This window comes from Streptomyces sp. NPDC050264 (assembly GCF_040655895.1).
Taxonomy (GTDB): Bacteria; Actinomycetota; Actinomycetes; order Streptomycetales; family Streptomycetaceae; genus Streptomyces.
The window spans coordinates 250,016-261,800 of the sequence record NZ_JBFAKV010000006.1 but is presented as its reverse complement, the minus strand read 5'-3'; the positions used below and the strand labels follow the sequence as shown (position 1 = coordinate 261,800).

Genomic DNA, 11,785 nt, shown 5'->3' with positions numbered 1-11,785 from the left:
GCCACGTACGTCTAGGGCCTGTTGTTGGGGTACCGCACGAAGAGGATCCCGTGGACCTCGCCGTGTGGGGCGCCGTAGCGGTGCGGGGCGTCGGCCCGCCAGTGGGCGTGGCCGCCCGGGCCCACTGTCTGCGGCGCGCCGGGCAGGCCGACGACCGCGGTGCCGGAGAGCACCATGAGGCTTTCGGTGGTGTGCGGGACGTGCGCGGTCGAGTCCTGGGTGGCGCCGTCGGCGATGGTGACGCGGAAGACGTCGGTGGCGGCCTCGGCGTCCTCGTGCCGTTCCAGGAGCACGGCGGTGACGGCGCTGCCGGAGACGCCGCCCGCGCCCTCGCTCACTCCCGCGGGCGGATCGTCGAGTACGGCGCTCAGGGGGGTGCCGAGTGCGGTGGTCAGTGCGTACAGGGTCTCCAGCGTGGGGTTGCGCAGGCCACTCTCCAGCTCCGAGAGGGTGCCCTTGCCGACGCCCGAGCGGCGGGCGAGCTCCGACAGGGACAGGCCGCGTTCGCCGCGCAGTCCTTTGAGCCTGCGCCCCACTTCGTCGTTGAGGCCCATCGCCCCCACTCCCGTCCGTCCCTTTGTTGACGGTTCACCGCCGACCTCTCTAGTGTTCCATAAACGGAACGTTCCGTTTATGGAACACCCCCTGCCGCACCTCCGGAAGTGATGTCCGCATGTCCCCGCTCGCCCGCATCCGCGCCCTCGCACCGCCCTCGGCCGTGGCCGCCGGGCTCATCGCCGTCACCGTCGGCGTGACCAGTTCGGCGGCCCTGGTCTTCACGGCGGCACGGGCCGCGGGGGCGGACGCGCGCGAGATCTCGTCGTGGATGCTCGCCCTGGGCATCGGTCTCGCCGTGACGTGCGCGGGCCTGTCGCTTCGTTTCCGGGCCCCCGTGGTGACCGCCTGGTCGACGCCGGGCGCGGCGCTGCTGGCCACCGGTCTCAGCGGGGTGTCGATGGGCAAGGCCGTGGGGGCGTTCGTCTTCAGCGCCGTACTGATCCTGGTGAGCGGGCTCACCGGCTGGTTCGCCCGCGTGATGGACCGCATCCCGGTGCCCCTCGCCGCGGCGCTCCTCGCGGGGGTGCTGCTGCAGTTCGGCACGGGGCTCTTCGCCGAGATGGACGGCAGCTTCGCCATCGCGTTCCCGATGTTCGTCCTCTACCTCCTGGGGCGCAGACTGCTCCCCCGGTACGCGGTCCTGCTCGCCCTCGCCGGTGGCGTCGTCGCCTCCGTCCTGACCGGCGGCTGGCACCTGGAGAAGGTGCGACTCTCGCTGGCGCAGCCGGTGTTCACGGCTCCGGAGTTCGACTGGAAGGTGCTCGTCAGTGTCGGCGTGCCCCTGTTCGTGGTCACCATGGCCTCGCAGAATCTGCCCGGCGTCGCCGTCCTGCGCGGCTCCGGGTACCAGGTGCCGGTCTCGCCGCTGCTGACCTGGACCGGCGCCGTGCAGGCGGTGCTCGCCCCGTTCGGTGCGTTCGGCATCAACCTGGCCGCGATCACCGCCGCGATCTGCACCGGTGAGGAGGCCCACCCGGATCGCGAGCGGCGCTTCCTCGCGGCGGTCTGGGCCGGCGTCTTCTACCTGTGCGTGGGACTGCTCGGCGCCACCGTGGCCTCGCTGCTGGTGGCGATGCCGCACGCACTGGTGCTGGCCGTCGCGGGCATCGGCCTGCTCGCCACGATCGAGGCGTCCCTGGCCTCGGCCCTGTCCGACCCGTCCGCCCGCGAGGCCGCGGTCGTCACGTTCCTCGCCACGGCGTCCGGCGTGACGCTGCTCGGCATCGGTTCGGCGTTCTGGGGCTTGTTGGCGGGGGCGCTCACGAGCATCGTCGCCTCATTCGGTCGCCGCCGGAGCCGGGGCCAGGAGAGCCCGGCGGCTCCCGAACCCGACAGGGCCGCGCGGGCGGGCGCGTAGTGGCGGGCGCATGGTTCCGCCTCCATCACGAGCGTCGCCGCCCCGCTCGACTCGACCACTCCCCCGTCACACCCCCGCCCCGCACACCCGCGCGAACCGCCGCGTGAACTCCGACCACGCTGTCACCGCCGCGGCCTCGTCGGCCAACGCCCGCGCATGGATGACGTCCCGGTCCACACCGCGCGCCGCGAGCTGAGCCCGGTCCCACGTGGCTGTGCGGGCGGCGTCCGCCTCGGGGTGGAACTGGACGCCCCACGCACGCGCGCCCACCCGGAACGCCTGGTGCGGGCAGTCCGCGCTGGATGCCAACCAGGCTGCTCCCGGCGGGAGTTCGGTGATCGCGTCGACGTGTCGCTCGATCGCGGGCACCTCCGTCCCCAGGCCGCGCAGGAGCGGGTCCCGGGCCGCCTCGGGGCGCAGCCGTATCCCGGTGCTGCCGTACTCGGGCCGCCCGTGTTCGGCCCGTACGGCGCCGCCCGCCACCTGCGCCAGCATCTGCCCGCCGAGACAGACACCGAGGAACGGGGTGGCGTCGGTGAGGGCCTGTGCCACCAGGCGCCGGGTCGCCGGGAGCCAGGGGGCGCGCTCGTCGTCGTCCGGGAGGAAGCCGCCGCCGAGAACCACCAGCGGGCGGCCTTCGAGAGCGTCGGGCAGATCCTCACCGTCGTAGGGGCGCAGCACGCTCAGGTCGAGGCCCGCCTCGCGCAGCCATGTGCCGACCCGACCGGGCCCGCCGCGCCGTGTGTGCTGCACGACCAGGACCGGGCCGGGGCCCCGCTCGTCCGCCGGCATGCTCGACTCCCTTGCTCGTCCGCCTCGTGGATCACGGCAGGAGATCAGGGAGGGGCACACCGCGTCAACGGCCCCGCGGCCCCCTACGCTGGGAGCCATGCCTCAAGGTCCGCAAGGTATGTCCCGCGCGTCGTCCGCCGCGGCACGCTTCACGGGACGGCGGGCCGTCGAGGAGCGCCCGCGGGGCGGTCTGCTGAGCGAGGTCGTCCTCGACGACGGACGCGCGGTGATGGTCAAGCACGCCGACGTTCCCGACGCGGTGCGCGCGGAGGCGGCGGGGCTGCGCTGGCTGGCCGACGCGGGCACCGTCGCCGTCCCGGAGGTGCACGGACACGACACGCGGTGGCTGGTGACGGCTCGCGTGCCGGAGGGGCGGGCGAGTACCGAGAGCGCGGCGCGGTTCGGCCGGGACCTGGCCGCGCTGCACGCCACGGGTGCCCCCGCGTTCGGCGCCCCGCCGCCCGGTGGGCCGACGGAGGCGTTCATCGGCCTCGCCCCCCTGCGCAACGTCCCCGGCACGGAGTGGCCCCGCTGGTATGCCGAGCATCGGGTGCTCCCCTACGTCCGGCTCGCCGTGGACGACGGGACCGTGAGCGCCGCCGAGGCCGGGATCGTGGAGAAGGCGCTCGACCGGCTGCCCGGTCTCGCGGGACCCGCCGAGCCGCCCGCCCGGCTCCACGGCGACCTGTGGACCGGCAACGTGCTGTGGGGCCCGGACGGCGCCGCGTGGCTGATCGACCCGGCCGCGCACGGCGGCCACCGCGAGACCGACCTCGCGATGCTGCACCTGTTCGGCGCCCCGCGCCTCGACCGGATCCTCGACGGCTACCAGGAGACGGCGCCGCTCGCGGACGGCTGGCGGGACCGCGTCACGCTGCACCAGCTGTTCCCGCTCCTGGTGCACACGGCGCTCTTCGGCCGCGGCTACGCCGAGCAGGCTTTGGCCGCCGCCAGGGCCCAACTGGCGCGGTAGGTCTATGAACTGACGGCACGTCAGGTTACGCTCCCGCGCATGACTTCCACGGTGGTCTGGGGCACCGGGAACGTGGGCCGCGCGGCGATCAGAGCCGTCGACGCCCACCCCGGGCTCGAACTCTCCGGCGTGCTCGTGCACGACCCCGCCAAGGACGGCCGCGACGCGGGCGACCTGGCCGGGCTCGACCACGCCCTCGGTGTCACCGCGACGACCGACGTCGACGCGGTGCTCGCGGCCCGTCCCGGTGCCGTCTTCTACGCGGCCTCCGGCGAACTCCGCCCCGACGACGCCCTCGCCGACATCTGCCGCGCCCTGCGCGCCGGCGCCGTCGTCGTCAGCCCGGCCCTGTACCCGCTCTACGACCATCGCGGCGCGCCACCGGAGTTCACCGATCCGGTGCGCGCGGCGATCGACGAGGGCGGCGGCTCGTTGTTCGTGTCGGGCGTCGACCCCGGCTGGGCCAACGACGTGCTGCCGCTCCTGGTCAGCGGCCTCGGCACCCGCGTCGACGTCCTGCGCTGCCAGGAGATCTTCGACTACTCGACGTACGACCAGGAGGAGTCGGTCCGCCATCTCGTCGGCATGGGCCATCCCATGGAGTACCAGCCGCTGATGCTCGCCGAGTCCATCCCCACGATGGTGTGGGGCGGGCAGCTGCGCCTGATCGCCCGCGCGCTCGGGGTCGAACTCGACGATATTCGCGAGACGTTGGAGCGCCGGGCCCTGGAGAGCGATGTGACGACGGCGGCCATGGGCGACTTCGCGGCGGGCACCCAGGGCGCGGTCAGGTTCGAGGTACAGGGCGTCGTGGACGGCGAGGTGCGCATCGTCGTCGAGCACGTGACCCGGATCCACCCCTCGTGCGCGCCCGACTGGCCGGTGCCGCCCGGCGGTGGGGCCGGCGCGCACCGCGTCGTCGTGGAGGGCAGCCCGCGCATCGAGGTCACCGTCCAGGCCACCGACGAGGGCGGCAACCACGCGGCGGGCGGCAACGCGACCGCCGTGGGCCGGCTCGTCGGCGCCGTCGACTGGCTGCTGGCCGCGCCACCCGGACTCTACGACGCGCTCGACGTGCCCGTGCTCCCCGCCGTCGGCCGACTCGGAAGGAAGCAGCCTTGAGGATCGACATACCGGACGGCGAGGAGCCCATCCCGTACGTGTGGGGCGAGATGGTGCCCGGGATCGGGCCCGTGGCGGCCCAGTTCTCGATGGCGGTGTACGACCATTCGACGCTGGGGCTGCGGGAGTTCGAGGCGGCGCGGCTGCGTGTCGCGCAGATCAACGGCTGCCTGTTCTGCCTGGACTGGCGCACCGAGCGGGACGGCGAGAAGGTCGAGACGTCGTTCATCGAAGCGGTGGAGGACTGGCGCGACACGACCGCGTTCGACGAACGGACCCGCCTCGCCGCCGAGTACGCGGAACGGTACGCCGTCGACCACCACGGCCTCGACGAGGCGTTCTGGGAGCGGATGACCGCCCATTACAGCCAGGCCGAGATCGTGGAGCTGAGCATGGCCATCGGCTCGTGGCTGGCCTTCGGCCGCCTCAACCACGTACTCGGACTCGATACGGTGTGCGCCCTGCCCAAGCCGTGAACCACCGGGTGGCGGCCGCGACTTGGGCAGGGGCGGCCGTCACAGGTCAGTGGCGACGATCCGGTCGATGTTGCGCTCGGCGAGCGCCGTGATCGTCACGAACGGGTTGACGCTGGTGTTGCCCGGGATCAGTGCGCCGTCGATGACGTAGAGCCCCGGATACCCGTGCAGGCGGCCGTAGTTGTCGGTCGCCTTGTTCAGCACGGCGCCGCCCAGCGGGTGGTATGTGAGGTGGTCGCCCCAGATCTTGTACGTGCCGAACAGATCGGTGCGGTAGATCGTGCCCTCCTTCGCGTTGATCTTGTCGAAGATGGTCTTGGCCGCGTCGATCCCCGGCTGCTTCCACGCGGTCTGCCAGTTCAGGTCGACCCCGCCCGACGTGGGGTTGTACGTGAACTGCGCGCGGTTCGGGTTCTTCGTGATGGACAGGTAGAACGACGCGAACGTCTCGATGCCGGTCGGCAGCGGCGCCACCTCGGCGAACGCGCCGCCCGCGGCCCAGTTGTCGATGCCGCCGGTGGGGATCGACGCCTGGAGCGAACCGGTGGGGTCCCACAGGTGGTTGGCCCGCCCGCACATCACGTTGCCGTTGTCGCCCCAGTTCTTGCCGATCTCGCCGTTGAGCGCGGGCAGCGCACCGGTCGCCTTGAGCTTGGTGAGCAGCTTGCTCGTACCGACACTGCCCGCGGCGAAGAAGACGCGGTCCGCGGTGATCTCCTTGGTGGCGGTGACAGCGCCCGTGGTGCTGAGCTGGTCGATGCGCACGGTGTACCCGCCGCCCGCGGCCGGGGCGACGGACGTCACCTTGTGCAGCGGCGAGATGGTGACCCGGCCGGTGGCCCTGGCCCGCGGGAGGTAGGTCTTCTGCAGTGACTTCTTGCCGTAGTTGTTGCCGTAGAGGATCTCGCCGGCCAGCGCGGACCTGGGCACCGTGTTGGCCTGTTCCTGCTTCATGTAGTCCCAGTCGTACACGTCCGGCACGAACACGAACGGGAAGCCCGAGCGCTGGGCGTGCTTACGGCCGACGCGCGCGTACTGGTAACACTCGGCGCTCTCGAACCAGTTCGGGTCGATGGTGGCGACACCCAGTCCGGCGTTGGCGCGCGGGTAGTACGTGCCGTACATCTCGTTCGCGTCGACGGAGGGCAGGATGGCGCCGAAGTTCTCCCGCTTCGGCGTGACGGCCATGCCGCCGTTGACCAGGGAGCCGCCGCCGACGCCACGGCCCTGGTAGACGGTGATGCCGGCGAAGTCCTCGGCGTCGAGGATGCCGGTGTACTTCGGGATGTCCTTGTCGATGGGGAAGCCGAGGAAGTTGCTCAGAGGCTGCTTCGTTCTGGTTCTGAGCCAGAAGGATCTGTTGTCGGGGCTCGTGGTGTTGGCGAAGATCTTGCCGTCGGACCCCGGCGTGTCCCAGGCCATGCCCATCTCCACCATCTGCACGTCGACGCCCGCCTCGGCGAGCCGGAGCGCGGCGACGGAGCCGCCGTAGCCGGTGCCGATGACGAGGGCCGGGAGGTGCGCGCCGTCGGCGACGGCCGAAGTCCTGGCCCGCTCGGCGGCGACGGCGTGACCGCTCAGAGCCACCGCACCGAGAAGAGAACCTGTTCCTGCGAGGAAGCCACGACGGGAGATTCCGTTACGGGCCACTTCAGGGCGGGTCGAGTCACTCATTGCATGTCCCTCACTCTCGACGGAATGGGAACGAGTTCTACTGTTGATTGCCTACCAAGTCGATGCATACCGATAGGTAACGTGCGCGCATTTCCCGCCAACTTCTCCCGATCTTGTACGCGGGCCCGTACCAACGACAGAGCGGCGTGGCGACCACGTCGCCACGCCGCTCTCTGTCCGGGGCCGGCCCCGCCCCCGGCCGGGTCAGGGCTTCCGCGCCACCACGGCGTAGATCCCGCTGGCCTCGGGCTCGGGCGCGTCCTCGTCGCGGAACCACTCGGGCGCCGTGACCAGACCGGGTTCCACGGGCTCCAGCCCCTCCAGGAAACGGGCCACACCGTCGCGGGTGCGGAAACCGAGCTTGATGCCACCCTTCGCGTACTCGGCGGTGACCTGGTCCGACAGCTCCGGGAAGATGTCGGAGGAGGCGTGCGAGAGCACGAGGTGGCTGCCGGAGGGCAGTGCGTCGACCAGCGTGGAGACGATGTCGTACGGGTCCTGCTCGTCCGAGATGAAGTGCATGAGCGCGATCAGCGACAGCGCGATCGGCCGGTCGAAGTCGAGGATGGTACGGGCGTGTTCCAGGATCGCCTTCGGGTCGCGGACATCGGCCTGGATGTAGTCGGTGGCACCCTCGGGGGTGCTGACGAGGAGGGCCTCCGCGTGCCGCAGCACGATGGGGTCGTTGTCGGTGTAGACGACCTTCGCGGAGGGGACGGTGCGCTGCACGATCTGGTGCAGGTTCGGCGCGGTCGGGATGCCGGTGCCGACGTCGAGGAACTGGTCCATGCCCTGCGTCGCGAGCCAGGCGGCCGCCCGGTGCATGAACTCCCGGTTCTGCCGCGCCGCGTCGCGCGCCTCGGGCGGCAGCTGCGCGCCGACGGCCTCGTCGACGGGGTAGTTGTCCTTGCCGCCGAGCAGCCAGTCGTAGACCCGCGCGGGGTGCGCCTGGCTGGTGTCGATCCGGGGCCTGGGGGCGGATGCCGTCATGGGCGGGCTCCATCGTCGCGAGGGGCGGGGCAAGGCGGATGACCTTGGTCTTAGTGTGCCATGTTCAACTACCCGGGTTGATCAGGGTGTTGGGGGTTCACGGCGGGTGCGGCTTTGACAGCGGACGGTGGCGTCTGGTCCCATGACCGCGGTGCCGCGTGGCGCCGGCCACTGAGCAGTGGGCCGGCCGGACGCCGGGCGAGCGCCCTTCACTCAGGGATCACGCCATGAGCCACTCCGCGACCTGATGCGCATGCGCCTTTCGGCGCACCTCCCCCTGTTCTCCGCTGACGTCCGGCGCGCCGTCGCCGCTCAGCGTTCCGCAACGCTCCCGCGCATCGCTCCTGAGGAGATCGCTTTCCCATGCCTCCCTCCACTTCCGCCCTCCTTCGGCTCACCACCACCGGGGCCCGCTCGGGCCGCCCGCACACCGTGCCGCTCGGGTACGTCCAGTACGCGGGTGAGCTGCTCGTCGTCGCCTCGCACCTCGGCGCCGACCGGCACCCCGGCTGGTACCACAACCTGCTGGCCCGGCCCGTCGTGACGGTCACGCTCGGCGCCGACACGTTCCAGGCCGTGGCGGTGCCCGCGCAGGGTGCGCGCCGCGACGAGCTGTTCGCGGCCGTCGTCCGGGCCGCGCCCGGATACGCCGACCATCAGGCGCGGACCGCCCGCACCCTGCCCGTCGTGGTCCTCGACCGGCCCGAGACGGACGCCCCGCAGACCGTGACGACACTCGCCGGGAAGCTGCTGCAGGTGCACGTGTCGCTGCGCGGCCGGCTGCGGCACGTACGGGACGAGACCGAGGCCCACTTCGCCGCGTCGGCCGCGGCGGGGCCGGGCCTCGGCCTGCAGATCCGGCAGCACTGCCTCGCGTTCTGCCAGTCCCTCGCCTTCCATCACGAGAGCGAGGACGGACACCTGTTCCCCGGGATCGCCCGGTGGCACCCGGAGCTGGCCGACGTGTTCGAGCGGCTGCGGGCCGAGCACGTCGAGGTGGGCCGGATCCAGGACGCCCTGGTGGCCCTGCTCGACGACGTGGCGACGGCCGACCCGGAGGTGTTCCGCGCCGAACTCGAGGACATGACGAAGCGACTCACGGCGCATCTCGACTACGAGGAGGAACACCTGCTGCCCGTGCTCGCCGACGTGCCGTGGCCACCGGTGCGCCCGTAGGGTGGCTTGCGGGCAACCCCCGCGAACCCGCAGCCCCGCTGGAAGGAACCGTCGTGCGCGACTGGCAGAGCGAGCTGGGCCTCGAACGGCACGGCGAGGGCGGCTACTTCCGGCGGATCTACACCAGCCCGCACGAGCTGACGACCGCGCACGGCCCGCGCCCCTCGGCCTCGTCGATCCACTATCTGCTCGACGCGGCGCAGCCGAGCGGTCTGCTGCACCGCAATCGCAGCGACATCCTGCACTTCCTCATCGACGGTGGCCCGCTGGAGTACGTCACGGTCGATCCCGCGGGCACGCTCGCGCGCACCGTGCTGGGCGCGGACGCCGAGCGGTTTCTGCTCGTGCCCGGGGGGTGGTGGAAGGCCTCGCGGCTGGTCGGCGGCGCCGGCCACGGTCTGGTGGCGGAGGTCGTCACGCCCGGGTTCGACTACGCGGACCACGAGTTCGCCCCGCGTGCCGTACTGGACGAATTCCCGCACCTCGCCGAGGAGTTGCGGGAGTTCGTGCGCGCGTAGCCGGTCCGGCGGATCAGCCCAGGGTGCGGATCGGGCTGCCCGACAGGTAGGCCTCGATGTCCTCGACGGCGCCCTGGAAGTAGCCGTCGTAGTTGTGGCGGGTGACATAGCCGAGGTGGGGCAGGCCGAGGAAGTTCGGGGCCGTGCGCAGCGGGTCGTCCAGGGGCAGGGGCTCGGTCTCGAAGACGTCGCTGCCGGCGCCGGCGATCCAGCCCTCGCGCAGGGCCCGCAGCAGCGCCTCCTGGTCGACGATCGCGGCGCGCGAGGTGTTGACGAGATAGGCGGTGTCGCGCATCCTCCGCAGTTCGTCGGCGCCGACCAGGCCGCGGGTGCGTTCGCTCAGCACGAGGTGCACGGAGACGAAGTCGCTGGTTTCGAGGAGTTCCTCCTTGGAGGCGGCGAGGGTGGCCCCGGCCTCGGCGGCGCGTTCCGCGGTCAGGTTCTGGCTCCAGGCGGCGACGTCCATGCCGAAGGCGGCGCCGACGCGGGCGACCCGGGCGCCGATCTTGCCGAGTCCGAGCAGGCCGAGGCGGCGGCCGTGCAGGTCGGCGCCGAGGGTGGTCTGCCAGGGGCCGCCGGAGCGCAGGTTGCCGTTCTCGGTGACGACACCGCGGGCGAGCCCGAGGATGAGCGCCCAGGTCAGCTCGGCGGGCGGCTCGGAGCTGCTGGCGGTGCCGCAGACGGTGACGCCGTGGGCGGCCGCGGCGCCCAGGTCGATCGAGGCGTTGCGCAGGCCCGAGGTGATCAGCAGCCGCAGCTCGGGCAGGCGCCCGAACAGCTCGGCCGGGAACGGGGTGCGTTCCCGCATCACGACGAGGATCTCGCAGTCGCCGACCTCCTTGACGAGGTCGTCGTGCGCGGTGATGTGACGGTTGAGGAAGCGGACGTCGACCCGGTCCGCGAGCCGCGCCCAGTCCCCCCGCTCACGGGCGACGTCCTGAAAATCGTCGAGTACGGCACAGCGCAGCGTGGTCACCAAGACTCCCCGGGTCGATCATGTACGAACACCCTAGTACGGGCCTTGCGGTGGCCCCGGGACGCCGTGGGACGAGGCCGCTCGCCGGAACTTCCTCTGCCGCTCGACGACTTGGTACGGACGAATGCCTTGACGCGACTTCCGCCCGTCTCTTAAATCAACTCTTGAAGTTAACGCACCACGCACACCCCCCCATGTCTTCACTTTCTGGCGTGCCCGAGACAGGCGCGGTCCCCCTACCCGAAGTGATGTGATGCTCCATGCGTATACCCCTCCGCCGCAGGCTGCCCCTGGCCACGGCCGCGCTCCTGTGTCTGGGTGCCGGCCTGATGCCCGCGGCGCACGCCGCCGACGCCGGCGCCGACGGCTCCGCCAAGGCCGCCGCGGTCACCTTCTCCGACGATTTCGACGGGGCCGCGGGCTCGCCGGTCGACGGGTCGAAGTGGCAGACCGAGACCGGCGACAACGTCAACAACCACGAGCGGCAGTACTACACGTCGGGCGCGAACAACGCGGCGCTCGACGGCCAGGGCCACCTGGTGATCACCGCCCGCAAGGAGAACCCCGGCAACTACCAGTGCTGGTACGGCACGTGTGAGTACACCTCGGCGCGTCTGAACACCTCGGGCAAGTTCACGACGACGCACGGGCACGTCGAGGCACGGATGAAGATCCCGCGCGGCCAGGGCATCTGGCCGGCGTTCTGGATGCTCGGCTCCGACATCGGGTCGGTCGGCTGGCCGAACTCGGGCGAGATCGACATCATGGAGAACGTCGGCTTCGAGCCCTCGACCGTGCACGGCACGATCCACGGGCCGGGCTACTCCGGCTCGGCCGGGATCGGCGCGGGCTACTCGCTGCCGGGCGGTCAGGCGTTCGCCGACGACTTCCACACGTTCGCGATCGACTGGTCGCAGAACTCCATCAAGTGGTCGGTGGACGGCACGGTCTACCAGACGCGCACACCCGCCGACGTCGGCGGCAACCAGTGGGTCTTCGAGAAGCCGTTCTTCGTGATCCTGAATCTGGCGGTCGGCGGTTACTGGCCGGGCGACCCGGACGGCAGCACGCAGTTCCCGCAGCAGCTGGTCGTGGACTACGTGAAGGTGTCCAACTAGCGGATGGCGCGAGGCCCTGCCCGGCCGGCCCTGGATCACGGGCGGTCGGGCAGGG

Annotated in this window: 12 protein-coding genes; 7 read left to right on the top strand and 5 right to left on the bottom strand. The window is 71.7% G+C overall.

Going from position 1 to position 11,785, the window contains the following annotated elements; translation table 11 throughout:
* Positions 1 to 11: 11 nt before the first annotated feature.
* On the bottom strand, positions 12 to 554 hold the full coding sequence (locus AB0J02_RS13135) for an XRE family transcriptional regulator (RefSeq protein ID WP_363193705.1): 543 nt from the start codon (positions 552 to 554) through the stop codon (positions 12 to 14).
* Positions 555 to 673: 119 nt separating this feature from the next.
* Between AB0J02_RS13135 and AB0J02_RS13130 the strand changes: the two genes are divergently transcribed.
* The gene (locus AB0J02_RS13130) at positions 674 to 1,915 is read left to right on the top strand and encodes a benzoate/H(+) symporter BenE family transporter (RefSeq protein ID WP_363193704.1); all 1,242 of its coding nucleotides are present in this window, start codon (positions 674 to 676) and stop codon (positions 1,913 to 1,915) included.
* Positions 1,916 to 1,981: 66 nt separating this feature from the next.
* On the opposite strand, the gene AB0J02_RS13125 is transcribed toward AB0J02_RS13130, so the two are convergent.
* Complete coding sequence (locus tag AB0J02_RS13125) at positions 1,982 to 2,707, bottom strand: type 1 glutamine amidotransferase (protein WP_363193703.1); 726 nt, start codon at positions 2,705 to 2,707, stop codon at positions 1,982 to 1,984.
* A 118-nt stretch (positions 2,708 to 2,825) separates the two neighbouring features.
* On the opposite strand from AB0J02_RS13125, the gene AB0J02_RS13120 reads away from it, so the two are divergent.
* From AB0J02_RS13120 to AB0J02_RS13110, 3 genes are read left to right on the top strand one after another with little or no spacing between them, the layout of a single operon-like run.
* Positions 2,826 to 3,680 (top strand): fructosamine kinase family protein, encoded by an 855-nt coding sequence (locus tag AB0J02_RS13120; RefSeq protein ID WP_363193702.1) that lies wholly within the window; start codon positions 2,826 to 2,828, stop codon positions 3,678 to 3,680.
* A 39-nt stretch (positions 3,681 to 3,719) separates the two neighbouring features.
* Positions 3,720 to 4,802 (top strand): dihydrodipicolinate reductase, encoded by a 1,083-nt coding sequence (locus tag AB0J02_RS13115; RefSeq protein WP_363193701.1) that lies wholly within the window; start codon positions 3,720 to 3,722, stop codon positions 4,800 to 4,802.
* Positions 4,799 to 5,278, top strand: a complete 480-nt coding sequence (locus AB0J02_RS13110) for a carboxymuconolactone decarboxylase family protein (RefSeq protein WP_363193700.1) — start codon at positions 4,799 to 4,801, stop codon at positions 5,276 to 5,278. The genes AB0J02_RS13115 and AB0J02_RS13110 overlap by 4 nt, the downstream gene beginning before the upstream one ends.
* A gap of 39 nt (positions 5,279 to 5,317) precedes the next feature.
* Here the strand turns inward: AB0J02_RS13110 and AB0J02_RS13105 are convergent, their stop codons facing one another.
* Both AB0J02_RS13105 and AB0J02_RS13100 read right to left on the bottom strand, forming a co-directional pair.
* A complete protein-coding gene (locus AB0J02_RS13105; RefSeq protein WP_363193699.1) occupies positions 5,318 to 6,952 on the bottom strand; it encodes a GMC oxidoreductase in 1,635 nt (544 codons plus the stop codon).
* Between the two features lie 204 nt (positions 6,953 to 7,156).
* Entirely contained in the window at positions 7,157 to 7,942 is a 786-nt protein-coding gene (locus AB0J02_RS13100) for an SAM-dependent methyltransferase (RefSeq protein ID WP_363193698.1), read from the bottom strand.
* A 363-nt stretch (positions 7,943 to 8,305) separates the two neighbouring features.
* Here AB0J02_RS13100 and AB0J02_RS13095 point away from each other — a divergent pair, with 363 nt between their 5' ends.
* Positions 8,306 to 9,118, top strand: a complete 813-nt coding sequence (locus AB0J02_RS13095) for a nitroreductase/quinone reductase family protein (protein ID WP_363193697.1) — start codon at positions 8,306 to 8,308, stop codon at positions 9,116 to 9,118.
* Positions 9,119 to 9,171: 53 nt separating this feature from the next.
* Positions 9,172 to 9,636, top strand: coding sequence for a cupin domain-containing protein (locus tag AB0J02_RS13090; RefSeq protein ID WP_363193696.1), 465 nt, complete (start codon positions 9,172 to 9,174; stop codon positions 9,634 to 9,636).
* A gap of 13 nt (positions 9,637 to 9,649) precedes the next feature.
* Here the strand turns inward: AB0J02_RS13090 and AB0J02_RS13085 are convergent, their stop codons facing one another.
* A complete protein-coding gene (locus AB0J02_RS13085) occupies positions 9,650 to 10,612 on the bottom strand; it encodes a D-2-hydroxyacid dehydrogenase family protein (protein ID WP_363193695.1) in 963 nt (320 codons plus the stop codon).
* A 260-nt stretch (positions 10,613 to 10,872) separates the two neighbouring features.
* On the opposite strand from AB0J02_RS13085, the gene AB0J02_RS13080 reads away from it, so the two are divergent.
* The gene (locus AB0J02_RS13080) at positions 10,873 to 11,730 is read left to right on the top strand and encodes a glycoside hydrolase family 16 protein (protein ID WP_363193694.1); all 858 of its coding nucleotides are present in this window, start codon (positions 10,873 to 10,875) and stop codon (positions 11,728 to 11,730) included.
* Positions 11,731 to 11,785: the final 55 nt, after the last annotated feature.

Bases quoted from the DNA above. Each gene is read 5' to 3' on its own strand.
- AB0J02_RS13115 (WP_363193701.1), top strand. From the start codon at position 3,720: ATGACTTCCACGGTGGTCTGGGGCACCGGGAACGTGGGCCGCGCGGCG.
- AB0J02_RS13120 (WP_363193702.1), top strand. From the start codon at position 2,826: ATGTCCCGCGCGTCGTCCGCCGCGGCACGCTTCACGGGACGGCGGGCC.
- AB0J02_RS13080 (WP_363193694.1), top strand. From the start codon at position 10,873: ATGCGTATACCCCTCCGCCGCAGGCTGCCCCTGGCCACGGCCGCGCTC.
- AB0J02_RS13135 (WP_363193705.1), bottom strand. From the start codon at position 554: ATGGGCCTCAACGACGAAGTGGGGCGCAGGCTCAAAGGACTGCGCGGC.
- AB0J02_RS13100 (WP_363193698.1), bottom strand. From the start codon at position 7,942: ATGACGGCATCCGCCCCCAGGCCCCGGATCGACACCAGCCAGGCGCAC.
- AB0J02_RS13095 (WP_363193697.1), top strand. From the start codon at position 8,306: ATGCCTCCCTCCACTTCCGCCCTCCTTCGGCTCACCACCACCGGGGCC.
- AB0J02_RS13105 (WP_363193699.1), bottom strand. From the start codon at position 6,952: ATGAGTGACTCGACCCGCCCTGAAGTGGCCCGTAACGGAATCTCCCGT.
- AB0J02_RS13130 (WP_363193704.1), top strand. From the start codon at position 674: ATGTCCCCGCTCGCCCGCATCCGCGCCCTCGCACCGCCCTCGGCCGTG.
- AB0J02_RS13125 (WP_363193703.1), bottom strand. From the start codon at position 2,707: ATGCCGGCGGACGAGCGGGGCCCCGGCCCGGTCCTGGTCGTGCAGCAC.